This window comes from Rhizobium laguerreae (genome assembly GCF_002008165.1).
GTDB classification, from domain to species: domain Bacteria; phylum Pseudomonadota; class Alphaproteobacteria; order Rhizobiales; family Rhizobiaceae; genus Rhizobium; species Rhizobium laguerreae.
Map to the genome: position 1 here is coordinate 154645 of NZ_MRDM01000032.1, position 22541 is coordinate 177185.

Consider the following 22541-nt stretch of genomic DNA (forward strand, 5'->3'; position numbering starts at 1 on the left):
TGGACGGCGGCGGAGATTACTGCTCGCCGTTCCGCACCAAACAGGCCGCACGTCACGGCCTCCGTTGGGGTAGCGGCTGGCACCGCGCTTTCCGCAGCCGACATGACAAATGCAGAGGCGTAGGTTCTGTGCGACAGTAGGGCTTTAAGCCTCAATATTGTCGAGCATCGAATTCTTCAATCGTTTCAGGGTCCTGCTTATATTCCCATTGCATACCGTTCAGCCGGCGCCAGATTTGTCCCGATGGGTTTCGGGCGGCGCCGTCGACGAGTGGCACCGATTACGTTCCCCATTCGTGAGTGGCACATATTCCCGAATGAACTGCTTGGCAGCGTCGGCAAAGGTTCTTTCCAGCTTCAGCTGACCCACCCGGCTTTTGCCCCGGAGCTCAAGATATCAGTCCTCGGCAAACTTTGGCCAGCGCAAGACTGTCCGTCTTGGTGCTCACGTGCCACTCCCGGCCCTCCAAATAGGTTGGAGCATTTCCACAGAGAACTCTGGGCGCGACGATAGATTCGAACCTTGTCACCGAATACCGTATGCGAGGTCACTTACCCTTCCGGACTGTGCGAGACATGTGTGAGGGGTATTATGGCCGATATTTAGGCCAATCCTAGGCTTTAAACCATTGAAATCGTGGTGAGAGCGTCGGGGTTCGAACCCGAGACCTACTGATTAAAAGTCAGTTGCTCTACCAGCTGAGCTACGCTCTCCCTCTCCGCGGGTGTGACCACCCCGGCTGGAAGTGGGCGGAACATAGGCAGGCGACCCATGCCGGTCAACCGAAAATTTTGCCTTTTGCAAACGTTCGGCACATTTCTTGCGCACGCCAAGACAAATATCTTACGCGCAGAGACAGATCTTGCGCGCGCAAAAAGGTGATTGGCAATCGCTTGCATGCAAAGCTAGGAACATCACGCAGATTGCAGCCGGAGAGAACGCGTGTCGATTGCCGATATTTCCCTGTGGAGCGCGCTCATTGCCGGGGCGCTTTCCTTCCTGTCGCCCTGCGTGCTCCCCCTCGTTCCGCCCTATCTCTGCTATATGGCCGGCATCTCCGTCGAGCAGTTCCGCGGAGGCGGTGCGGTGGCGGTGGCGCCCGACGTCAGGCGCGGCGTGTTCTTCTCGGCACTGCTCTTCACGCTCGGCTTTGCCACCGTCTTCGTGGCGCTCGGCGCCGGTGCTTCCAGCATCGGCATGGCGCTTCGCCAGCATCTCGACCTCCTGTCGAAGATCGGCGGGCTGATCATCATCGTCATGGGGCTGAACTTCCTCGGCCTCTTTCGAATCGGGGTGCTGGCGCGTGAGGCGCGCTTCCAGGGCAGCGGCAAGCCGGCGACGCTGACGGGCGCCTATATCATGGGCCTTGCCTTCGCCTTCGGCTGGACGCCCTGCATCGGCCCGGTGCTCGGCGCCATTCTCGGCGTTGCCGCCTCGCGCGAGACGGTCGGCTCCGGCGCCGGGTTGCTGGCCATCTACTCGCTTGGCCTTGCCATTCCCTTCTGGATAGCCGCCGGCTTTTCCGGCGCCTTCATGCGCTTCCTGTCGCGCTTCCGCCGCCATTTCGGCACGGTGGAAAAGGTGATGGGTCTGTTCCTCGTGCTGACTGGCCTCGCCTTCCTGTTCGGATGGGTCAGCAATGTGGCGATCTGGTTCCAGCAGACCTTTCCGATCCTGATGCAGATCGGCTAGGCCACCGGCTGCCGATTTTCCGGGCCATGGTGCAGGTGTGCGTGGGCTCCTCCGCTTCCTCCTGCGCCGTCCGTCGCCGGTACCGACGGGCAATGCGGCTTTGCGCGACCTATCGGGAAAAGCGCCCCACGTTGCGGGATAGCCCATTGGTCAAGGGGACACTCCTCAGTATGCTGAGAATATCTGGCATCCGCACGCCGACGCTGCCATAAATGAGCTTCATCGAGGGAGGCATCGTGATGCAGAAGAATGCGCCGGACTTCAGCCTTGAGGGCAAGGTGACCTTAGTGACGGGAGCGAGCCGTGGCATCGGTCGAGCTTGCGCACTTGCCTGTGCCGCAGCAGGTTCCGATATCGTTTTGGGGGTCCGCGATGTCGCAGCGTCGGCGGGCCTAGTTGCCGAACTCGAGGGAGCGGGGCGAAAAGTTCTCCCCGTTGAACTGGACATTCCCAACAAGGCCCATATCGCACGAGCAGTCGACTCGGCGCTTGCGACGTTCGGCCGGATCGACATCCTCGTCAACAATGTCGGCGTGGCCCCGGGCAATCTCGCGGAACTCGTCGAAGAGAAGGATCTGGACGAGATACTCGATGTCAACATCAAGGGTACCTTTCTGATGACGCAGGCTGTGGGCCGTCACATGATCAAGCGCAACGGCGGCAGGATCATCAACATCAGCTCACAGGCCGGCACCGTGGCACTGCGCGGCGAGGCAATCTATTGCATGAGCAAGGCGGCCATCAATCACCTCACGCGTTGCCTTGCAGCCGAATGGGCACGCTATAATGTCACCGTAAATACCGTATCGCCAACGTTCATTCACACCGATGGCACAGCACCTTTTCTATCCGATGCCGACAATCGCGAAGCGACGCTCGATCACATTCCGCTCGGCCGGATCGGAGAAACCGATGATGTGGTGGGTGCAGTCATCTTCCTTGCATCACCGGCAGCGAGCCTGATCACCGGCACTAATCTGCTGGTGGACGGTGGATGGTCCGTCGCCTGAGATTGAGCCCCCTTGCAGCGCAAGTCCTGTGCAAGTGAACAACGATTTGGCGGACAAGGATCGCCCTACGTCATCGGCAAAGGCGCTGGTCATAAGATTTCGGCCAGTATCAATAGCTCTCATGCAAACTGGCCATGAATTCGGCTCGGAGTGGAAGGTCGGTCGAGCAGACGGACTGTCACCGAGTAGTCGATTTCTTGGCGACTTGCAGACGCCAATGAGGGATCTAGATTCCCTGGATGGAAACCCTCGAATCCGACAACGGCTCTCGGCAGAATTCGCTTCGTCAGGTGCTGCGAAAGCTCGATAGGGCCGACGGCAAGCAGGCGGTCGCCTTTCGGGTGGTATTTGCTGCCATTGATGTCGCCATTCTCGCCTTCTTCCTGCTCGGCCCGTACCTGCGATCGGGTCCGTCCTATCTGATCATCGACTATGCGATAGCCGTGTGGATCGCTGCCGAGATGGCGGGCCGGGCGATTGCCGCATTCTCTCTGCGCGAGTGGATTCGGCGGCCGATGACCTGGATCGACTTTGTGGTGCTGGCCACGCTGTTGCTGCCGGATCTGCTCTTCAATTTCGCTTTCCTGCGGATCATGCGGTTCTGGGCGATCGGCAGGAGTCCGTTGCTTAGGGACTTGCTGCGCAAGGCCGGCTATTCATACCTTCTCGACGTCGTCCGGGCGGTGATCAATTTCCTTGTGTTCCTCTTCATGGCAACCGGGTTCGTCTATACGTCGTTCTTCTATAACAGGGAGGGAGGCGAAGGATTCGTCGATGCGCTATACTTCACGGTCGCGACGGTGACGACGACGGGATTCGGAGACATCACGCTTCCGGGAACGTTGGGCAAGCTCACTTCCGTTGTGACGATGATTGTCGGCATTTCCCTTTTCGTCAGGCTTGCTCAGGCAGTGGTCCGCCCTCACAAGGTGACCTATTCCTGCCACCGATGCGGCCTTCAGCGCCATGACGCGGACGCCGTTCATTGCAAGGCGTGCGGAGAGGTCTTGAACATACCGGACGAGGGATTGTGACCGTTGATCCTAGCGGTTTTTGCAATGCTTTCGGACGAGGCTTCGTCCGTCGGATTGCAGCCCGCCCGTGCTGGGGAGCACGCCGCCGCCGGCTTAACGGTCGATGATCCGGCTGACTGAACGGGTACCCAGACGCGGGCTGGCACGACGGGCTGTCTGACCGATACCAAGGCGCCAGCCAAAGCCGCCATGGCGAGAAGGATTGCGACGCAAGGAAAATGACTCCCCGACGTATCGTTGTCGTTGTCTCGGTAGCTCATCATCCTCTCCTAAAGCGCGCCGGCGGAACGCCCGCGGCCTGGAGAACAGTATGGCTAACGGCAAAAGAGGCGGCTGTTGCACCTAGGTATCGACGACACGTTAGTATTCCCAATACCTTCGTCCACTAGCGGACCCCAGTCATCAGTCGCAAACTCCCGATGCCAACGCTCTCTGAGCATGATCTCGAGGCGGCCATCCATCGTCCATTATCGGAGAAGCAATCATGAGCGATCTTAGAACTGGGAGCCTCACGCGTCGGTCCTTCGGCGGGGTCGCACTCGGATTTACGGCGGCGGGGATCCTCGCGGGACATGCCGCGGGTGCTGACCAGGGCAAGATGGTCGGCCGAAAGAATGGCCACGGGCTGGTCGCTGACCGACAAATCGACGCGGGAGACCTCACTGTTGGATACGCCGAACTTGGCCCCAACGACGGATCGCCCGTCCTTCTGTTCCACGGTTGGCCCTATGACATCAATGCGTTCGCCGAAGTCGCCCCGTTGCTTGCAGACCAGGGCCATCGTGTAATCGTCCCCCATCTGCGAGGATACGGCAGCACCAAGTTTCTCGCCGACGACACGATGCGCAACGGCCAACAGTCGGCGCTGGAAGTCGATGCCATCAAGCTGATGGACGCTCTGAAGATCGAGCGAGCCACTGTCGCGGGTTTCGACTGGGGCGCGCGGACCGCCGACATTGTCGCCGCGCTCTGGCCGGAACGATGCAAGTGCTTGGTCTCCGTCAGCGGCTATCTCATCGGGAACCAGACCGCCGGAAAGGCGCCGTTGCCGCCGTCGGCCGAACTGCAGTGGTGGTACCAGTTCTATTTCGCGACAGAACGCGGTCGCGACGGCTATGAAAAATACACGAACGACTTCGCCAGACTCATCTGGCAACTCGCCTCTCCTCGGTGGAAATTCGACGACAAGACGTTTGAACGAAGCGCTGCGGCGTTCGCCAATCCGGACCATGTGGCGATCGTCGTCCACAACTACCGTTGGCGGCTCGGTCTCGCGGAGGGAGAGAAGCGGTTCGACGAGTTCGAAACCAAGCTCGCATCCGCTCCCGACATCCACGTGCCTGCGATTACGATGGAAGGCGATGCCAATGGAGCACCGCATCCTGATCCGAAGGCCTACGCCGGAAAATTCAAGGCAAAATACGAACACCGTCTGATCAAGGGCGGTATAGGCCATAATCTCCCGCAGGAGTCACCAGAGGCTTTCGCTCAGGCAGTCATCGACGCGGATGCATGGGCATAAGCACCAGCATCGCTGGACGGTTCTTCCGAGGCTCGCCAGCCATCAGGTACAGCCGAACTCACCTATCGGATATTTGGATAGTATCGATCAGAAAATGACGGGTAGTAGGACGCCCGTCATCGTGTGATGAAGCGGGAGGCGCTTCTGCCAGACAGACGTGTCCGCTCCATCGCGGGGCGAGTTATCAGAAGCAGGAAGCGCCGAAACAGCGACCACCGCGGTTGCGTGGCGACAGTGCCTCGAAAGGATCCTTCGTTGGAAATCGGTATCGATAGTTTTGCCATGCTGCTGAACGACCCCGCTACGGGACGACTGCAGTCAGCCATCGATCGCATGGAGAGCGTACTTGCGGAGGTCGAGCTGGCCGATCAAGTCGGCCTCGACGTCTTTGGCATGGGCGAACATCATCGAGAGAACGCACTTGATTCCGCGCCAGCCGTGATCCTTGCGGCCGCTGCGGCGCGCACGAAGTCGATCAGGCTGACAAGCGCTGTCGCCGTCCTCAGCGCTGCCGACCCCGTGCGGCTCTTTCAGGAATTCGCCACACTGGATCTGATATCGCGCGGACGAGCGGAAATCGTGGTCGGCCGAGGTTCATCCATTGAGGCCTATCCCCTGTTCGGATTCGACCTTCGGGACTACGATTCCCTCTTCGCGGAGAAGCTGGACCTGTTGCTGAAGATCAGGGAAAAGCCAAGTATCGAGTGGCAGGGCCGCTTTCGAGCGCCCATCGGCGGCCAGGGTGTCTTTCCCCGTCCGCACCAGCCAACCTTGCCAATCTGGCTGGGTGTCGGCGGGACGCCCGAATCCTTCATCCGCGCCGGAACACTTGGCTTGCCTCTGATGGTCGCCATCATCGGCGGTAGCTTCGAGCGGTTTCTGCCGTTGGTCGAACTTTATCGACGTGCATGGCTCGCCGCGGGCCACCCCAGCGAGGAACAGAGGGTCGGCGTGCACGCTCTCGGCTTTGTCGGGGAAACTGACAAAGCAGCCAGGGAAGCGTTCTTCCCTGGCTGGTTCCAGATGTTCACGGACGCTGGACGGGAACGGGGCTGGCCACCGCCAACGCAGGCGCAATTCGACTTCATGTGCGGCCCGAACGGTGCGTTTCTGGTTGGCAGCCCGCAGACGGTTGCGGCAAAGATCGAGCATGTTAACAGGACATTGGGAGGGATTTCTCGCCTCACCTTCCAGATGAGCACAGCCGCCTTGGAGACCGAAGCAATGCGCCGTTCGATCGAACTCCTTGGCACCGATGTCGCTCCGATCGTTCGCGGACACCGTCTCGGCTAGAGCCATTGAGGCGCCTACATTGATCGGCGCCGCTATCTTCGAATGCTCGACCGACCCGTGATGGTGAAGCTGTCGCCGGACCCCCGTCCCTGCGCACCAACCACGGCGTCGTCCGGAAGGCGATGTCAGGCGGACGCGCGCCGATCGAGGACGATCCGGCCAGCGGGTCATGTGAACTCCAATCATCCGTGGTGCTGCTCGGGTGATACCTCCGGCCATTCCTCACGTCTATTGTACCTTGGTGTGCCCAAGGCGGCACCCGATCCGAACGTATCGGAGACACCTTCGTACAATATCGTGGCACGGTTTTCGGCGCGATTGTCCCGGCAAAGCGGAAGACGACGCAAACCGTGTCCGGCTGCCTCCGCACACAACCGGTCAGCGCATGGCGCCGCTAGGTGAACGAAGGCCACCCGCGTCGCCCAAACGGAGGCAGGCATGAGCGTGCTTAAAACCGTGGTTATCCCGGGGCTTCGCAGGGAATCGGAGCGGGACTGGTCAAGCCATTAGCATCCGGCGGTCGCCATGCGCGCGCCGATTTGGCATGAATTGAAAAGTAATACTTTTAACGAGCGAAGGGTTGGCATGCCCGCCGTCGATGCCTATGTGAGTTCGACAGCCGTACGCCGACGGTTACGCAGAGCCTCCATTCAGCATGGCGAGGGCGGCCATGGCTTCTCATTTTGAAAGGATCCACGATGACACTCTCCGGCGACCTTCTTATCGGCGGCGCGAACGTGCGCGGCGCGGCCGCGGCATTCTCCGCAATCAATCCCGCCAACGGCAACCCGATGGAACCGCGCTTCGCGGGTGCGACGAAGGAGCAGGTGGAAGAGGCCACGAGTTTGGCGTGGGACGCTTTCCCGATCTACAAGGAGACGTCGCTCGATGATCGGGCTCGGTTCCTGGAAGCAATCGCCGAAGGCATCGTCGCACTCGGCGACGATCTCGTCCTGCGAGCGATTGACGAGACTGGCCTGCCACGCGGCCGCATCGAGGGAGAGCGCGCCAGGACCGTCGGACAGCTTCGCCTGTTCGCCAAGGAGGTTCGCGACGGCAGATTTCAGGAACTTCGCTTCGATCCGGCCGATACGGAGCGCAGGCCGGTTGCAAAGCAGGACCTTCGGCTGCGAAACGTTGCCCTCGGCCCTGTCGCGGTGTTCGGGGCATCGAATTTTCCCCTCGCCTTCTCTGTCGCTGGCGGTGACACCGCCTCCGCCCTCGCCGCGGGCTGCCCGGTTATCGTCAAGGCGCACTCCGCCCATCCCGGCACGTCCGAGCTGGTCGGCAGAGCCGTCGCGGACGCGGTTGCTGCATGCGGCCTTCCGCGGGGGACGTTTGGGCTTTTGTTCGACGCGGGATTCGAGGTCGGTCAGACCCTGGTCGCCGACCACCGCATACGCGCCGTCGGCTTCACGGGCTCGCGCCGCGGCGGCACCGCGCTGATGAAGATCGCGTCGGAGCGGAAGCAGCCGATACCCGTCTACGCCGAAATGAGCAGCATCAATCCTGTCATCCTCTATCCCAACGCACTTCGGAGCAGAGGAGCGGAGATCGGAAAATCGTTCGTATCCTCTCTGACCCTCGGCGCTGGCCAGTTCTGCACCAATCCTGGGCTGATCATCGCCGTCGAGGGTGCGGGCCTCGACGCCTTCATCGAGAGTGCCGCCGCAGCGCTTTCGGAATCGCAGGCTCAAACAATGCTGACTGGTGGCATCTTTGACGCATACTGCAATGGCGTCGCAAGGCTGTCGTCATCGTCTTCCGTCTCGCAAGTGGCCGCGGGAAAAGACGGAACGCCCCATCAGGCAGCGGCGGCGCTCTTCGAGACGACCGCGGCTGCATTCCTCGCGAATCCGGAACTTCAGGAAGAGGTTTTCGGCGCCTCGGGACTGATCGTCCGCTGCCGTGACGACGAGGAATTGCGAAGGGTCGTGGGATCCCTGGAAGGTCAGTTGACCATCGCCCTGCACGTGGACGCTGGAGACATCGGGGCCGCCTCGCCGATGATCTCGCAGTTGGAGCTGCTCGCGGGCCGACTTCTCGTCAACGGCTTCGGAACGGGGGTCGAGGTCTCCCCGGCGATGGTCCATGGCGGACCCTATCCAGCCACATCGGACGGACGATCGACCTCGGTCGGGACCATGGCGATCTACCGCTTCCTGCGCCCGGTCTCCTATCAGGACTTTCCGATAGATCTGCTTCCCGAGCCGCTCAAACTATTCTAAGCGCGTTTAGCCTCGGGCAACAGAATGTCGTGGATGCGATCGATGCATCCACGACGCAGGTCAGACTGCCGCTGTTCTAGCGGCCATCGTAGCTTTTTGCCCGCCACCCGCGATGATCTGCGCGGTGCCTGTGACTAGGCCCAGCGGCCGCCCAGTCGAAGGGGAAGGCTTATCCGCATCGTAGGCTGTTGCGAGACCGGTCGCCAGTTCATACGTTCTGTCATCCAACCTCACAGGAGCACAAGATGCAGATCGACCTCACAGGCAAGACCGCTCTGGTTACCGGATCCACTGAAGGCATTGGATACGCAATCGCCCGCCAGCTCGCGAGGGCGGGTGCGGACGTGGTGGTCAACGGCCGGTCCGAAGAAAAGACCGCAAAAGCCGCCGTCCGCCTGAAAGGCGAAGGCGCCAAGGGAAGCGTGACCGCGGCGGCAGCGGATCTCGCAACCGCTGGCGGATGTGACGCTCTTGTCGCCCAAGTTCCTCACGTGGACATCCTCATCAACAACGCGGGCATCTTCCAGCCGCTAGACTTCTTCGATGCGGGCGACGAGGTATGGGACCGCCACTGGCAGGTGAACGTCATGTCCGCCGTCAGGCTTTCGCGCGCATATCTTCCGGGCATGCAGAAGCTCGATTGGGGCCGCGTCATCTTCATCGCGTCTGAATCCGGCTTTAACATTCCGGTCGAGATGATCCACTATGGTGTCAGCAAGACCGCAGACATTGCGGTTGCCCGCGGCCTTGCCAAGCGCATGGCTGGCACGGGTGTCACCGTGAACTCCGTCCTTCCCGGCCCCACGCTTTCGGAAGGCGTCGAGGCGATGCTCGCCGAGGAACGTGTGAAGACGGGGAAACCGATCGAGGAGGTGGCGGCGGACTTCGTCAAGAAGCACCGCGCCGGTTCGATCATCCAACGGGCCGCGAGCGTCGAGGAAATTGCCAATCTCGTAACCTATCTGGCCTCCCCTTTGGCGTCCGCAACGACTGGAGCTTCGATGCGCGTGGACGGAGGCCTGATCGACACGCTCTGACTGACGCCACCGACCGGCCACTGCACCGTCTTCGTCGGAAGTTGTCTCCGCGATGCGCTGCGGTGGCGGGCTATTCGGTGGCCTTTCCAAAGCCCTCCAATTCTCACTCTTCGCAGACCAGTAGCTTATCGAAAAGACGGCACGTCAAGGAACCGCTGGCGACCGCCAAGGTTTAGCCTCGAGAACATCAGCGCAGATGAGTTCAATGGAAGACGCAGCGAGAGACTTGGGCGAACAACGTCGACGACTCGATCGCCGTCGCGTCGCGGCAATCGGCGACTAGCTTGGGAATTCAGCATGAACATCGAGACGATCATTTTCGGGCCGAGCGACTGGGTCCCGAACAACCCGCATCTTCCTGTATTGCTTTACAAAGGGCTGTTTGCCGACAGCGGACCGACCGATTTCGAAGGTCGCTTCGCGGCAAACGGTTGGACAGGCATCTGGAGAAACGGTGTCTTCGATTATCAGCACTACCATTCCGGTGCCCATGAAGTGCTGGGAATTGCAGTTGGTAGCGCCACGCTGCTGATTGGTGGTCCCGAGGGGCAGGCAATAGCGGTGGCGGCCGGAGACTGTCTAGTGCTTCCTGCCGGGACAGGGCATCAGAATCTCGGCTGCACGTCGAACTTCCAGGTCATCGGCGCTTATCCTAAGGGACAGCATGCCGACATTCAGACTTCGGCTGCTTCAAGCGAAACGCTGACGAAAATCTCGTCAGTACCCCTACCCCACACCGATCCCGTTCAAGGACCATCGGGATTTCTCGTCGAGAAATGGCGGTAGCAGGCTTGCCGCGTTCGCTGATCTGATCGACTCCACCTCCATCAGCACCACGCCGGCAGTAAAAAGCCAGGCCTGCACCTATGCCGTGGTATGGCTTGTCCTGTCCCTCGGCCCCACTCGTCCTTGCCCCTCGACCAATCGATCGCAAACACGCCTCCATGTAGCGTCGTCGATGCCGTGTTTGAGGCGGCGGTCAGAAGGAGACGAACATGAACCTTGAGACAAAGATGAGCCTGGAAAACACCGCACACACCGGCAGACCTCAGCTCGACGAATTGGTTCCGTCGCGCTACGCGGTGCGGGTCGGCGAGATTGAGGTGCTGGTGGTCAGCGATGGAGTGCTACCGCTCCCTACCGCGATGCTGGGACACAACATCGATCCCGCCGTCCGAGCGGCCTGGCTGAAAGACATGTTCCTGCCGGCGGATGCTTTCGACTGGGCGCTGAACGTGGTCGTGGTGCGCAGCGGCGACCAGACCATACTCCTCGACGCAGGGCTGGGGATCGACCCGGACCTGCATCTGCCGCGGGCCGGGCAGCTGATCAAACGGTTGGAAGCTGCCGGCATCGATCTTGCGTCGGTGACCGACGTGGTGCTGACCCACATGCACATGGACCATATTGGCGGGCTGCTCGTCGACGGGGTGAAGGACCAGTTGCGTCCGGACCTACGCATCCACGTGGCGGCGGCTGAGGTCAAATTCTGGGAGGCGCCCGATTTCTCCCGGGTCTCTATGCCACCGGGGTTCCCGGACGCGCTTCGGGCGACTGCCACGCGGTTCGCCGAAGAATATCGCAGCCATTTCAGGCTGTTCGATGACGAGTACGAGGTGGCGCCGGGCGTGGTCGTCCATCGCACCGGCGGCCACACCCCGGGGCACAGCGTGATCCGCCTGGCGTCCGGCGGCGACCGGCTGATGTTTGCCGGCGACGCCGTATTCGCGGTCGGCTTTGAGCACCCAGACTGGTTCAACGGCTTCGAGCACGACCCCGAGGAGGCGGCGCGCGTTCGGATCCGTCTTTTGCGGGAGCTGGCGGAGACCGGCGAGCAACTGGTGGCCACCCACCTGCCGTTCCCATCCGTCGGCCGGGTGGCGGTCGACGGCGACGCCTTTCGTTGGGTGGCGGCCTTCTGGGACTACTGATCGCTTGTCGGGTTGGGATCTTAGAGCGTGTACTCATCGCGTGAATGAGTCCACGCTCTATCGATTTGTTTCTGCGCAATTCCGGACGCAAAACCGCTACACACTTTTGCTGGAATTGCTCTTGTTTCTGCGCAATTCCGGGCGCAAAAACCGCTACACAGTTTCGTTGGAATTGCTTAACTCAGATCCCTACCCGCCGATCATCCCCGCGCCCCGGAAGACCTCTTGGCCGAAATCGTCAGCCTGCTATTGCCGTTCTTCGGCCTGATCCTGATCGGTTACATCGCCGCCAAGGCGACGAAGCAGCCGGCCGAAACGCTCGGCTGGCTGAACACCTTCATCATTTATGCCGCCCTGCCCGCTCTGTTCTTCAAGCTGGTCTCGCGCACGCCGATCGAACAGCTGACACGCGTCGATTTCATCGCCACCGATATCGCGGCGACCTATGCAGTCTTCATCCTGCTTTTCGCCATCGGCCGCCTGCTACGCGGCAATTCGTTTGCCGATTGCACCATCCAATCCTTTGCCGGCGCCTATGGCAATATCGGCTATTTGGGACCGGGCCTGGCGCTCTTGGCGCTCGGCGAGGGTGCGGCGGTGCCGGTGGCTCTGATCATCTGCTTCGAAAACGCGCTGCATTTCGTCGTGGCGCCGGCACTGATGGCAGCTGCCGGCGATGACAAGCGTTCAACAGGCCAGCTTGTCGCCGATATCGTCCGGAAGGTCGCGCTGCATCCCTTCATCCTGTCGACGGCGGCAGGCTTTGCGGTGGCCGCCTTGCACATCGACCAGCCGCTGGCGTTTCAGCGCCTCGTCGACTATCTCGCCCAGGCGGCGGCTCCCTGTGCGCTCTTTGCCATGGGCGTGACGCTGGCGCTGCGGCCCCTGAAGCGGATCCCGGCAGAAATCTCCTATATCGTGCCGGCGAAGCTGATCCTGCATCCGATCGCGGTTTTCATTTCGCTGACGGCGGTGGGTAGTTTCGAGCCGGTCTGGATTCAGGCCGCCGTGCTGCTCGCCTGCCTGCCGACGGCGACCAACGTCTTCGTCATCGGCCAGCAATATGGCGTCTGGCAGGAGCGCGCCTCGGCGACGATCCTGATCACGACGGTGTTTTCGGTGGTGACTGTTTCGCTCTGGCTGATCGTGATCCGCTCAGGCCTTCTTCCGCTTCAGCTTTTCCCGTAGCGCATCGGGAATATCGCGAAAGCCGCGGCCGGGCTCGATGCCCTCGCGCATCACGATATTGCGCAGCGGCGGTATCGCCGAGAGGATATGCAGGCCGGCAGCCCGCAGCATCTGGACGGGCAGGAAATCCGAGAGCAGCGAGCGGTTGAGAAGATCGACACTGGCCGTGCGCGTCATGATATCGGCGCGGCGCTTGCGGTCGAAGCTTTCGCCGGCGTCGGCCGGTACCGGTAATTCCGCCCGGTCGCAGAGGATATCTGCAAGCGCCATGATATCGCGAAGGCTAAGGTTCAAACCCTGTGCCCCGATCGGCGGGAAGACATGGGCGGCCTCGCCAATCAGCGCAATGCGTCCCTTGCCGAAACGATGCGCCATCATTCCCGACAGCGGCCAGACTTGGACGCCCTCCTCCACATCAACCTTACCGAGCATGGACTGCATGCGCGCCTCGACAAGAGCGCCGAGCTCGGTAAGCGGCAATTCCATGCGGCTCGCCGCCTCAGCGGGATTCTGCACCCAGACCAGGCTGGAGCGGCTCCCCGGCAGCGGCACCTGGGTGAAGGGCCCATGTTTGGTGTGGAATTCGGTCGAGATGTTCTGGTGCGGCAGCGAATGGGCGAAATTCAACACCATGGCCGATTGCGGATAGGACCAGTTGCGCACGGCAATGCCTGAGGTCTCGCGCAGCTTCGAGCCGCGGCCATCGGCGCCGACGGCAAAATCGGCCGACAGCGTCTCGCCGCCGGTAAGGGTAATCGAGACTGACACGGCTGATATCTCGATCGATTCGGCCATATCGGTGAAGCGGGTAATATTGCCCTCGCCGGCGGCGGCCTCCTCGAGGGTATCGATCAGCGCCCTGTTGGGGAAATTGTAGCCGAAGGCGTCCAGGCCGACATCGGCCGCGCGGAAGGTGGTGGTCGGCGCGCGCAGCAGCCTGTCGGTGCCGTCGACGATGCGCATGCTGGTGAGAGGGGCGGCTGCGGGACGAAGCTTTTCCCAGAGCGCCAGGCGGTCGAGGAAGCGGATCGACTGATCCATCAGCGCCGTGGTGCGCCGGTCCTCTTTGGGAGCTACGGGGGCAATCAGCGCCACGCTGCGGCCGCCGCGCGCCAGCGCGATTGCGGCGATCATGCCGGCCAGACCGCCACCGATCACCGCCACTTCGAATGTCTTCATGCTATCATCCGCCATCGTAAAACGGCGGCCCAGCCGCTCATGCGGCCGGCTTCGCCTGACGGCGCCAACTATAACCCTTGCCGGCTTCGGCGTCACGCACTGCCGGCTGATAATGATGGGGAATGGCGGGAAGACGGTTTTCGGAAAGCCGCTTCAGCGCCGTGACGTTGGTAACGGCAAAGCTGTCGATGCCGACGCGCAGCATCAGCGGGATCTGATCGATCAGCACATCGCCGACGGCGCGTAACTCGTTGGTGTAACCCAGGCGCTGGCGCAGCAGCGAGGCATGGCTGAAGGCGCGGCCGTCATTGAAAGCCGGAAAGGCGACAGCGACGATTTCGAGGCGATAGAGATAGGGCTCCAGCCGGCGCACGTCGTCGGCCGGCTTGATCAGCACGCCGAGGCCGACATCGTTGCTTTCGTCGGCCTTGGCGATCATCTCGTCGAGGCCGAGCAGCGGCTTCTGCTCCTCGGTCGCCTTCACCTCGTCGGTTTCGATCACCCAGGGATCGTTTTCGACAAAACCGGTTTCTCTCCAGATCTTCGTCATCATCCCCTCCTTATGCCGCTTCGGCGGCCGAGCCGTAGAGCGCGGTCTTGAAAGGCTGCGGTCCGACGCGGCGATAAGCGGCGAGGAAGTTCTCGGAATGATCGAGGCGCAGGCCGAGATAGGTGTCGACGATCGTCTCGATCGCGTCGGTCACCCGGTCCGGCTCGAAGCCGCGGCCGATGATCTCGCCGATCGAGGTGTGTTCGTCGCCGGAGCCGCCGAGCGTGATCTGGTAGAGTTCGGCACCCTTCTTTTCCACACCGAGCAGGCCGATATGGCCGACATGGTGATGGCCGCAGGCATTGATGCAGCCGGAGATCTTGATCTTCAGCTCGCCGATCTCTGCCTGGCGTTCGGCATTGCCGAAACGCCGGGAGATTTCCTGCGCCAGCGGAATGGAGCGCGCATTGGCCAGCGCGCAGTAGTCCAGCCCAGGACAGGCAATGATATCGGTGATCAGGCCGGCATTGGCTTCGGCGAGATTGATGGCGACGAGGCCGCGATAGACGGCTTCGAGATCGGCAAGTGCCACATGCGGCAGGATCAGGTTCTGCTCATGGCTGACGCGGATTTCGTCGAAGGCATATTCCTCGGCGAGATCGGCGATCGCGTCCATCTGCGCATCGGAGGCATCGCCCGGAATGCCGCCGATCGGCTTCAGCGAGATCGTCACCATGCCGTAGTCGGGGTTCTTGTGCGGCTGCACGTTCTGCTGGACCCAGCGGGAGAAACCGGAATCGGCCTTCTTCCAACGGGCAAGGTTTTCCCAGCCTTCGGCGCGCTGGGGCAGATCAGGCGGCGCGAAATAGGCAGAGATCGACTGCACGTCCTTTTCCGGCAGCTTGAGCTCGGTATCCTTCAGCGCGGCGAATTCAGCCTCCACCTGGCGTGTCAGCTCCTCGGTGCCGGTTTCGTGCACGAGGATCTTGATGCGGGCCTTGTACTTGTTGTCGCGGCGGCCGTGCAGATTGTACACGCGCACGATCGCCGTGGTGTAGGAGAGCAGGTCTTCCTCGGGCAGGAAGTCGCGGATCAGCTTGGCGATCATCGGCGTACGGCCCTGGCCGCCGCCGACATAGACGGCAAAACCGATTTCGCCCTTGTCGTTCTTCTTCACATGCAGGCCGATATCATGGACCTGGATTGCGGCGCGGTCGCGCTCGGCGCCGGTGACGGCGATCTTGAACTTGCGCGGCAGGAAGGAGAATTCCGGGTGGACCGACGACCACTGGCGCAGGATTTCGGCGTAAGGACGCGGATCTGCGACCTCATCGGCGGCAGCACCGGCGAAATGATCGGCCGTGACGTTTCTGATGCAGTTGCCCGAGGTCTGCAGGGCATGCATTTCGACGCTGGCAAGGTCGGCAAGCGCATCGGGAATATCGGACAGTTTCGGCCAGTTGAACTGCAGGTTCTGGCGCGTGGTGAAGTGGCCATAGCCGCGGTCATAGGTGCGGGCGATATGGGCGAGCATGCGCAACTGGCGCGCGCTCAGCGTGCCATAGGGTATGGCGATGCGCAGCATGTAGGCGTGGAGCTGCAGGTATACGCCGTTCATCAGGCGCAGCGGCTTGAACGCGTCCTCGGCGAGCTCGCCGGAAAGGCGGCGCTGGACCTGATCGCGAAACTGCTCGACGCGCTCGGTAACAAAGGCATGGTCAAATTCGTCGTAACGGTACATCGTCTTCCTCAGACTGCAATGAATTCGGGATCGGCAGGAGCGTAGCCCGGGGCATATTCCATGGTCGGGCCTTGCGCGCGGATGCGCTCGCGAAGGCGAAGCGGCCAGAGAATGCCGTTGGTTTCCTGAACGTCGACGACGGCGACGTCAACGACCTCGTTGTCGGCATAGGATTTCTTGCCGATCGCCTCCAGCGCCGCGACGGCTTCGGCATGACGGGCAACGAGCGCCTCCTGCAGCGAGGTGGACCACTTGCCGTTCGCATCCAGCCAGACGGCAATGCCGTCCGTCAGCCGGTTGGCGGTCAGAACCTTGTCACCCATATTCAGCTCCTTGCAAGTTCCTCGAGCCGGGTGTTTGCGCGCACCAGTGGCTCGGACAGTTCGAAATTGGCGCCGGCGACCGCATCGCCGATGATGACCATGACAGGTCCGGTCAATTCATCGCGGTGCTGCAGATCGGGCAGATCGGCAAGCGTGCCATGCAGCAGGCGGCGCTCAGCGCGGCTGGCATTTTCGATGACGGCGACGGTGGTTTCGGCGGGGATGCCCGCTTGCATCAGCCGCTCGGCGACGGAGGCGGCAACCGTGCGCCCCATATAGACGGCGATCGTCGCGCCGGAAACGGCAAGGCTTGCCCAATCGGGCAGCACGTCGCCTGTGAGATCATGGCCTGTGGTGAAGACCAGCGAGGAGGCGACGCCGCGCAGCGTAAGCGGCAGCTCGAAATCGGCAGCGGCGGCGAAAGCCGAGGTGATACCAGGCACGACCTCATAAGTGATGCCGGCAGCGCGCAGTGCCGCCATCTCTTCGCCTGCCCGGCCATAGACCAAGGGATCGCCGGATTTCAGGCGCACGACGCGCTTGCCCTGGCGGCCGAGATCGACCAGCAGGTCGTTGATTTCTTCCTGGGACTTCGAGTGACAGCCCTTCCGCTTGCCGACGGAAAGCCGCTCGGCATCGCGGCGGCCCATATCGACGATCGCCTGCGGCACGAGCGCATCATAGACGATGACGTCGGCTTCCATCATCACGCGCTGGGCGCGCAGCGTCAGCAGATCCTCGGCACCCGGACCGGCTCCGACCAGCCAGACGTGGCCGGCGACCTTGTCCATCGCGTGCAGCAGCCGATCGGCGGCATGGCGGGCCTGCGGCAGGTTGCCGTTGGCGACCGCATCGGCAACCGCACCGGAGAAGAAGCGGCGCCAGAAGACCCGGCGGGAGACGCCTCTCGGAATCAGTTGTTCGACGGCCTTACGGTAGCTCGTCGCCAGCCCGGCAAGGCGGCCGAGCGAGGGCGAAAGAAGCTGGTCAATCTGCGCGCGGATCATCTGCGCCAGAACCGGCCCTGCCCCTTCGGTGCCGATCGCCACGGCGACGGGCGCGCGGTTGACCAGCGCAGGCGTGAAGAAATCGCAGTAATCGGGCTTATCGACGGCATTGGCCGGAATTCTGGCAGCGCGGGCGGCATCGACGATGCCGCGGTCGTCGGCTTCATTGCCGGTTGCGGCGAAGACGAGCGCCGAGCCCTCGACCTGTTCGGCGGAGAAGGCAGCGCGCACGGTCTCGATGCGGTTGGCAATCAGGAAGGCGTGGTAGTCGGCTTCCGGCCGGTCGGCATAGGCAACGATCCGCGCCCTTGTATTCAGCAGCAGCCGCACCTTGGCGAAAGCTTCGTCGCCATTGCCGAAGACAGCCGTCTTCTGGCCTTCCACGCGAAAGAAGGCGGGAAATACCGAAAGCTGTTCAGTCTTGGGAGGCATCATCAATCCACTTCGAGGTTGCCGGAATATGCCCTTGATCGACAAGGGATTGAAGGAACAGAAATTCGAAAGCCCAAGCAAGCGGGTATTCTTTTGCTCGTGCCGTCAATGATTTGAGAAAAGTCACCCGTGCGGCCAAAAAGCCGCATATTCCCAGCCCGCTTGCTGCAATGCAGTATAAAGCCTGTGACAAAAGACGTCCACCGGTGCATGACGCATTTCGCTCGCGCCGCCAAGGCGATAGACTGAGGAAAACTGGAGGGCCCTCATGCCTGATAAGACCGTTGCCTCCCGCCTGCTTTCGGTCATGGAAGACAATATCCTGCCGCTGACGGAGCGTGGCGTTTCGCTTGGCAATAAGGTGTTCGGTGCGGCGATCTTAAGGAAATCCGATCTTTCGCTTGTCGTCGCCGAGACAAATAACGAGCTGGAAAACCCGCTCTGGCACGGTGAGGTCCATACGCTGAAGCGTTTTTACGAGCTTGGCGACAAGCCGCCGACCAAGGATTTGATCTTCCTGTCGACGCATGAGCCCTGCACCATGTGCATGTCGGCGATCACCTGGGCCGGCTTCGACAATTTCTACTATTTTTTCAGCCATGAGGATTCGCGCGACGCCTTCGCCATTCCACACGATTTGAAGATCCTGAAGGAGGTCTTCGGGCTTGAACCCGGCGGCTACCGCAGGCAAAACGCCTTCTGGAACAGCTTTGCCATTGCCGATCTCGTCGAGACCGAAGAGGCTATGCTGAAGACCGCGCTGAAGACGCAGACCGCCCGCATCAAGGCGCGCTACGACGCGCTGTCGACCAGCTACCAGTCGTCGAAGAGCGCCAACGACATTCCATTGAACTGAGGGGCCCTGAACTGAGGTCCTTGAACTGAAGCCTGCTGAACCGAGGCAACATGCAACCTTCCAAAGACATTTCGCGGCTGATCGAGATCATGGCGGCGCTGCGCCATCCCGAAACCGGCTGCCCCTGGGACATCGTGCAGAACTTCGAGACGATCAAGCCCTATACGATCGAGGAGGCCTATGAGGTGTCCGACGCGATCGAGCGCGGCGATATGGACGATCTCTGCGACGAGTTGGGCGACCTGCTGCTGCAGGTGGTCTTTCACGCCCGCATGGCCGAAGAGGCCGGCGAATTTTCCTTCGGCGACGTGGTCAACGCCATCACCGCCAAGATGATCCGTCGCCACCCGCACGTCTTTGCCCGCTCGGCGGCGGATACGCCGCACGCGGTGAAGAGACAATGGGACGAGATCAAGCAGGCGGAGAAACGCGAGCGCGCCGAGCGACGGTCACGGCGTGGCATCACCGAGGACTTCAATAGCGGCTTCCTCGGCTCGGTGCAGCGCAGCTTCCCGGCTTTGACGGAAGCGCTGAAGCTGCAGGAACGCGCCGCCAAGGTCGGCTTCGACTGGTCAGCGCCCGAGCCGATCCTCGACAAGATCGAGGAGGAGATCGGCGAATTGCGGGTAGCCCTTCGCGAAGGCGATCAGGCAAAAGTCAGCGACGAACTCGGCGACCTGATCTTCGCAGTCGTCAATATCGGCCGGCATGTGAAGGCCGATCCGGAACAGGCGCTGCGTGGCACGAATACGAAATTCCGGCGTCGCTTCAGCCATATAGAACAGGTTCTTGAAGCAGAGGGCGAGACGCTGGAGGCAGCCACTCTCGAACGCATGGAAGAAATCTGGCAGGCGGCGAAGGCGATTGAAAGAGCTGTGACGTCGGGGGTTGAGTAAGCGGAACGTTGCCACATCTCCCTTCCCCCCGGGGGGAAGGGAATGCCTTACCGCTCCCAATCTTCCTTTGAAGACTTCTGTCCGTTGCCGATGCGGCGTTCGAGTTCGGTTGCCTCGGTTTCGGAGAGGCGAAGATCGAGCGTGATCGTGCCGTCCTCATTATCCTCGCGGCTGTCGACGATCGCGTGATCGTAAAGCCAGGGCAGCAGCGCCAGCTTATCAACAGGAAGTCGGATCGTTGCCACGGTCATCACGCCTGACAGTCTGCGGCTGATCTCTTCCATCAGCGTGTCGACACCCTCGCCGCTGACGGCGGAAACCGCCACCACGTTGCTGGCGCCGGCCGATTTCTGCACCATGGTGTCGTGCACCTCGGGCTCCAGCCGATCGATCTTGTTCCAGACCTCGATCAGCCGTTTTTCGGCTTCGGGCTCGTCGATGCCGAGATCGTTCAGGATGCGCATCACGTCGGAGCTCTGCGCCTGGTTGTCGGCATCGGACATGTCGCGGACATGCAGGATGAGATCGGCTTCCAGCACCTCTTCCAGCGTCGCCCGGAAGGCGGCGACCAGATGGGTCGGCAGGTCGGAGATGAAACCGACGGTGTCGGAGAGGATGACGGTGCGGCCGTGCGGCAGCTTCATGCGCCGAAGCGTCGGGTCGAGCGTGGCAAAGAGCATGTCTTCGGCCAGCACGCCGGCGCCGGTGATGCGGTTGAACAGCGTCGACTTGCCGGCATTGGTATAGCCGACCAGCGCCACGATCGGGTGCGGCACCTTGCGGCGCTTGGCGCGGTGGAGCTGGCGGGTGCGCACGACCTGTTCCAGTTCACGCTCGAGCTTGATGATGCGGTCCTGCAGCATCCGCCGGTCGGCTTCGATCTGGGTTTCGCCGGGACCGCCCATGAAGCCGCCGCCGCCGCGCTGGCGTTCAAGGTGGGTCCAGCTCCGGACCAGGCGGCCCTTCTGATAATTCAGATGGGCGAGGTCGACCTGCAGCGTGCCTTCCTTGGTGGAGGCGCGGCGGCCGAAGATTTCGAGGATAAGGCCCGTCCGGTCGATGACCTTGGCGTTCCATTCCTTTTCGAGGTTGCGCTGCTGCACCGGCGTCAACGGATGATCGACGATGACGAGACCGGAATCGCGCTCGTCGAGCAGCGCCTTGATCTCCTCGATCTTGCCGGTGCCAAGCAACGTAGCCGGTCTCGGATCATTGACCGGGACGATCGAGCCGTGGACGACATCGAGATCGATCGCCTGGGCAAGGCCCGTCGCCTCTTCGAGCCGGCTTTCCGGCGTGCGGGTCGAGGCCGATTCGCTCTGACCGCCGCGGCTGCGCGATTTCAGAACCGGCACGACGACAGTCGCGCGCATGTCGTCCCTGTGCTTGGCGGCCTCAGGGATGATCGAATCGTTCTTGGTATCGCGTGTCGAAATGACGGCTGATCCTGTTAGGACGCGGCTTCTTCGCTCTCAAACATCTGCATGGGCTGGCCCGGCATGATCGTCGAGATCGCATGCTTATACACCAGCTGCGAATGGCCGTCACGGCGAAGAAGAACACAGAAATTGTCAAAAGACGTAACAACGCCCGTGAGTTTCACGCCGTTGATCAGAAAGATTGTCAGGGAAATCTTTTGCTTTCGAACAGTATTGAGAAATAAGTCCTGAAGATTCTGAGAACGTTCCGCCATCGCGCCGCTTCTTTCTTTATTGCCGACCTGATCTGGCCGGTAGAATATCAATCAACCTCACAATGCGAAGACCGGTGGCATCCTCATTCCACCTGTCCAGCAAATCTTGGTATCAAATCGCAATCTTTTCCGCAACGTCGAAAAAGGCCTCGCGGACTTTCTGCGAAACGCTGCCTGGATGACCGTTGGCAATGGCCTGGCCATCGACGGAAACGACCGGAAAACAAATGCTTGTGGCTGCAGTGAGGAAGACCTCGCGGGCCGCGAGCATCTCGGAAACGGAGAAATTCCGCTCCGCGATCGTCAACCCTAGCTTGGCCCCGACATCCATCAGAGTGGTGCGGGTAATGCCGCGCAGAATGCCGTGTTCGGCCGGTCGCGTCACCAGCGTTCCGTCCGGATCGACGATCCAGACATTGGTCGCCGCCCCTTCCTTCACCATGCCGTCGCCGTCGACATAGATCGCTTCCTGGGCGCCGGCCTCCTTGGCCTGCTGGCGGGCCATGGCATTCGGCAGCAGGCCGATGGACTTGATGTCGACGCGGTCCCAGCGATTGTCGATAAGGGTGATCGCCCGGATGCCGTTGGCATTCTTGGCGGCGATAACCCTGGCGTCGGTGCTTTTGGCGGTAATGACAAGCGAGGGCGGCGTTCCCTCGGCCGGAAAGACATGATCGCGGCGGGCGACGCCGCGTGTCACTTGCATGTAGAAAAGCCCGTTGCGGACATGGTTGCGGCGCAGCGTCTCGCGAATGACCTGCGTCAGTGCCGCCCGGCCCATCGGCCAGTCGATGCGCAACTCACCAAGCGAACGGTCGAGACGGTTCAGATGGCGCGTGAGGTCGACGATATAGCCGTGGCGCACCTCGCAGACTTCATAGACGCCATCGGCAAACTGGTAGCCGCGATCCTCGATATGCACGCTGGCATCGGAATGCTTGACGTAACGGCCATTCACATAGGCAATTCTCGGCATGGGAAACCTGGTC

At 61.5% G+C, this 22541-nt stretch carries 20 protein-coding genes and 1 tRNA gene; 12 read left to right on the forward strand and 9 right to left on the reverse strand.

The annotated features are described in order from the left end of the window. Nucleotides 1–637: 637 nt before the first annotated feature. Nucleotides 638–713, reverse strand: a tRNA-Lys gene (locus tag BS630_RS34585). 229 nt (nucleotides 714–942) lie between these two features. On the opposite strand from BS630_RS34585, the gene BS630_RS34590 reads away from it, so the two are divergent. From BS630_RS34590 to BS630_RS34640, 10 genes are all read left to right on the forward strand, one after another. Next, nucleotides 943–1692 (forward strand): cytochrome c biogenesis CcdA family protein, encoded by a 750-nt coding sequence (locus BS630_RS34590; protein WP_077981071.1) that lies wholly within the window; start codon nucleotides 943–945, stop codon nucleotides 1690–1692. 239 nt (nucleotides 1693–1931) lie between these two features. After that, a complete protein-coding gene (locus BS630_RS34595) occupies nucleotides 1932–2702 on the forward strand; it encodes an SDR family NAD(P)-dependent oxidoreductase (protein WP_077981274.1) in 771 nt (256 codons plus the stop codon). A 239-nt stretch (nucleotides 2703–2941) separates the two neighbouring features. Next, entirely contained in the window at nucleotides 2942–3736 is a 795-nt protein-coding gene (locus BS630_RS34600; protein ID WP_077981072.1) for an ion channel, read from the forward strand. Nucleotides 3737–4220: 484 nt separating this feature from the next. Then, nucleotides 4221–5258, forward strand: a complete 1038-nt coding sequence (locus BS630_RS34610; RefSeq protein WP_077981073.1) for an alpha/beta fold hydrolase — start codon at nucleotides 4221–4223, stop codon at nucleotides 5256–5258. 255 nt (nucleotides 5259–5513) lie between these two features. After that, nucleotides 5514–6551, forward strand: a complete 1038-nt coding sequence (locus BS630_RS34615; protein WP_077981074.1) for an LLM class flavin-dependent oxidoreductase — start codon at nucleotides 5514–5516, stop codon at nucleotides 6549–6551. 698 nt (nucleotides 6552–7249) lie between these two features. Further along, nucleotides 7250–8779 (forward strand): aldehyde dehydrogenase (NADP(+)), encoded by a 1530-nt coding sequence (locus BS630_RS34620; RefSeq protein WP_077981075.1) that lies wholly within the window; start codon nucleotides 7250–7252, stop codon nucleotides 8777–8779. Nucleotides 8780–9024: 245 nt separating this feature from the next. After that, on the forward strand, nucleotides 9025–9816 hold the full coding sequence (locus tag BS630_RS34625) for an SDR family NAD(P)-dependent oxidoreductase (RefSeq protein ID WP_077981076.1): 792 nt from the start codon (nucleotides 9025–9027) through the stop codon (nucleotides 9814–9816). A 297-nt stretch (nucleotides 9817–10113) separates the two neighbouring features. After that, complete coding sequence (locus tag BS630_RS34630; RefSeq protein ID WP_077981077.1) at nucleotides 10114–10602, forward strand: cupin; 489 nt, start codon at nucleotides 10114–10116, stop codon at nucleotides 10600–10602. A gap of 209 nt (nucleotides 10603–10811) precedes the next feature. Next, nucleotides 10812–11747: an MBL fold metallo-hydrolase gene (locus tag BS630_RS34635; RefSeq protein WP_077981078.1), complete on the forward strand. Its 936-nt coding sequence runs from the start codon at nucleotides 10812–10814 to the stop codon at nucleotides 11745–11747. Between the two features lie 225 nt (nucleotides 11748–11972). Then, nucleotides 11973–12935 carry an AEC family transporter gene (locus BS630_RS34640; protein ID WP_077981079.1) on the forward strand — a complete coding sequence of 321 codons (963 nt, stop codon included), beginning with the start codon at nucleotides 11973–11975 and terminating at the stop codon, nucleotides 12933–12935. On the opposite strand, the gene BS630_RS34645 is transcribed toward BS630_RS34640, so the two are convergent. Genes BS630_RS34645 through cysG form a run of 5 tightly spaced genes read right to left on the reverse strand, consistent with a single transcriptional unit; the run spans nucleotide 12903 to nucleotide 18107 of the window. Beyond that, complete coding sequence (locus tag BS630_RS34645; protein ID WP_077981275.1) at nucleotides 12903–14114, reverse strand: UbiH/UbiF family hydroxylase; 1212 nt, start codon at nucleotides 14112–14114, stop codon at nucleotides 12903–12905. The two genes, BS630_RS34640 and BS630_RS34645, sit on opposite strands and share 33 nt — an antisense overlap. Nucleotides 14115–14151: 37 nt before the next feature. Then, on the reverse strand, nucleotides 14152–14664 hold the full coding sequence (locus BS630_RS34650) for a DUF934 domain-containing protein (protein ID WP_077981080.1): 513 nt from the start codon (nucleotides 14662–14664) through the stop codon (nucleotides 14152–14154). Between the two features lie 10 nt (nucleotides 14665–14674). Continuing rightward, nucleotides 14675–16345 carry a nitrite/sulfite reductase gene (locus tag BS630_RS34655; protein ID WP_077981081.1) on the reverse strand — a complete coding sequence of 557 codons (1671 nt, stop codon included), beginning with the start codon at nucleotides 16343–16345 and terminating at the stop codon, nucleotides 14675–14677. A gap of 8 nt (nucleotides 16346–16353) precedes the next feature. Further along, entirely contained in the window at nucleotides 16354–16668 is a 315-nt protein-coding gene (locus BS630_RS34660; RefSeq protein WP_011651871.1) for a DUF2849 domain-containing protein, read from the reverse strand. Between the two features lie 2 nt (nucleotides 16669–16670). After that, the gene (cysG, locus tag BS630_RS34665; protein WP_077981276.1) at nucleotides 16671–18107 is read right to left on the reverse strand and encodes a siroheme synthase CysG; all 1437 of its coding nucleotides are present in this window, start codon (nucleotides 18105–18107) and stop codon (nucleotides 16671–16673) included. Nucleotides 18108–18375: 268 nt separating this feature from the next. Between cysG and BS630_RS34670 the strand changes: the two genes are divergently transcribed. Continuing rightward, on the forward strand, nucleotides 18376–18963 hold the full coding sequence (locus tag BS630_RS34670; protein ID WP_077981082.1) for a deaminase: 588 nt from the start codon (nucleotides 18376–18378) through the stop codon (nucleotides 18961–18963). A 50-nt stretch (nucleotides 18964–19013) separates the two neighbouring features. After that, nucleotides 19014–19859, forward strand: coding sequence for a nucleoside triphosphate pyrophosphohydrolase (gene mazG / locus BS630_RS34675; protein ID WP_077981083.1), 846 nt, complete (start codon nucleotides 19014–19016; stop codon nucleotides 19857–19859). Between the two features lie 47 nt (nucleotides 19860–19906). On the opposite strand, the gene hflX is transcribed toward mazG, so the two are convergent. The 3 genes from hflX to BS630_RS34690 all read right to left on the reverse strand — a co-directional run bounded on the left by hflX (nucleotide 19907) and on the right by BS630_RS34690 (nucleotide 22528). Then, nucleotides 19907–21232 (reverse strand): GTPase HflX, encoded by a 1326-nt coding sequence (hflX, locus tag BS630_RS34680; RefSeq protein WP_077981084.1) that lies wholly within the window; start codon nucleotides 21230–21232, stop codon nucleotides 19907–19909. 77 nt (nucleotides 21233–21309) lie between these two features. After that, entirely contained in the window at nucleotides 21310–21552 is a 243-nt protein-coding gene (gene hfq / locus BS630_RS34685; RefSeq protein WP_003539403.1) for an RNA chaperone Hfq, read from the reverse strand. Between the two features lie 112 nt (nucleotides 21553–21664). Further along, nucleotides 21665–22528, reverse strand: a complete 864-nt coding sequence (locus BS630_RS34690; protein WP_077981085.1) for a D-amino-acid transaminase — start codon at nucleotides 22526–22528, stop codon at nucleotides 21665–21667. Nucleotides 22529–22541: the final 13 nt, after the last annotated feature.

Excerpts from the sequence above, each read along its gene's own strand:
- BS630_RS34595 (WP_077981274.1), top strand. The coding sequence starts at position 1,932 with ATGCAGAAGAATGCGCCGGACTTCAGCCTTGAGGGCAAGGTGACCTTA.
- BS630_RS34600 (WP_077981072.1), top strand. The coding sequence starts at position 2,942 with ATGGAAACCCTCGAATCCGACAACGGCTCTCGGCAGAATTCGCTTCGT.
- BS630_RS34610 (WP_077981073.1), top strand. The coding sequence starts at position 4,221 with ATGAGCGATCTTAGAACTGGGAGCCTCACGCGTCGGTCCTTCGGCGGG.
- BS630_RS34620 (WP_077981075.1), top strand. The coding sequence starts at position 7,250 with ATGACACTCTCCGGCGACCTTCTTATCGGCGGCGCGAACGTGCGCGGC.
- BS630_RS34625 (WP_077981076.1), top strand. The coding sequence starts at position 9,025 with ATGCAGATCGACCTCACAGGCAAGACCGCTCTGGTTACCGGATCCACT.
- BS630_RS34630 (WP_077981077.1), top strand. The coding sequence starts at position 10,114 with ATGAACATCGAGACGATCATTTTCGGGCCGAGCGACTGGGTCCCGAAC.
- BS630_RS34635 (WP_077981078.1), top strand. The coding sequence starts at position 10,812 with ATGAACCTTGAGACAAAGATGAGCCTGGAAAACACCGCACACACCGGC.
- BS630_RS34645 (WP_077981275.1), bottom strand. The coding sequence starts at position 14,114 with ATGAAGACATTCGAAGTGGCGGTGATCGGTGGCGGTCTGGCCGGCATG.
- BS630_RS34650 (WP_077981080.1), bottom strand. The coding sequence starts at position 14,664 with ATGACGAAGATCTGGAGAGAAACCGGTTTTGTCGAAAACGATCCCTGG.
- BS630_RS34655 (WP_077981081.1), bottom strand. The coding sequence starts at position 16,345 with ATGTACCGTTACGACGAATTTGACCATGCCTTTGTTACCGAGCGCGTC.
- BS630_RS34660 (WP_011651871.1), bottom strand. The coding sequence starts at position 16,668 with ATGGGTGACAAGGTTCTGACCGCCAACCGGCTGACGGACGGCATTGCC.
- cysG (WP_077981276.1), bottom strand. The coding sequence starts at position 18,107 with ATGCCTCCCAAGACTGAACAGCTTTCGGTATTTCCCGCCTTCTTTCGC.
- BS630_RS34670 (WP_077981082.1), top strand. The coding sequence starts at position 18,376 with ATGCCTGATAAGACCGTTGCCTCCCGCCTGCTTTCGGTCATGGAAGAC.
- mazG (WP_077981083.1), top strand. The coding sequence starts at position 19,014 with ATGCAACCTTCCAAAGACATTTCGCGGCTGATCGAGATCATGGCGGCG.
- hflX (WP_077981084.1), bottom strand. The coding sequence starts at position 21,232 with ATGCGCGCGACTGTCGTCGTGCCGGTTCTGAAATCGCGCAGCCGCGGC.
- hfq (WP_003539403.1), bottom strand. The coding sequence starts at position 21,552 with ATGGCGGAACGTTCTCAGAATCTTCAGGACTTATTTCTCAATACTGTT.
- BS630_RS34690 (WP_077981085.1), bottom strand. The coding sequence starts at position 22,528 with ATGCCGAGAATTGCCTATGTGAATGGCCGTTACGTCAAGCATTCCGAT.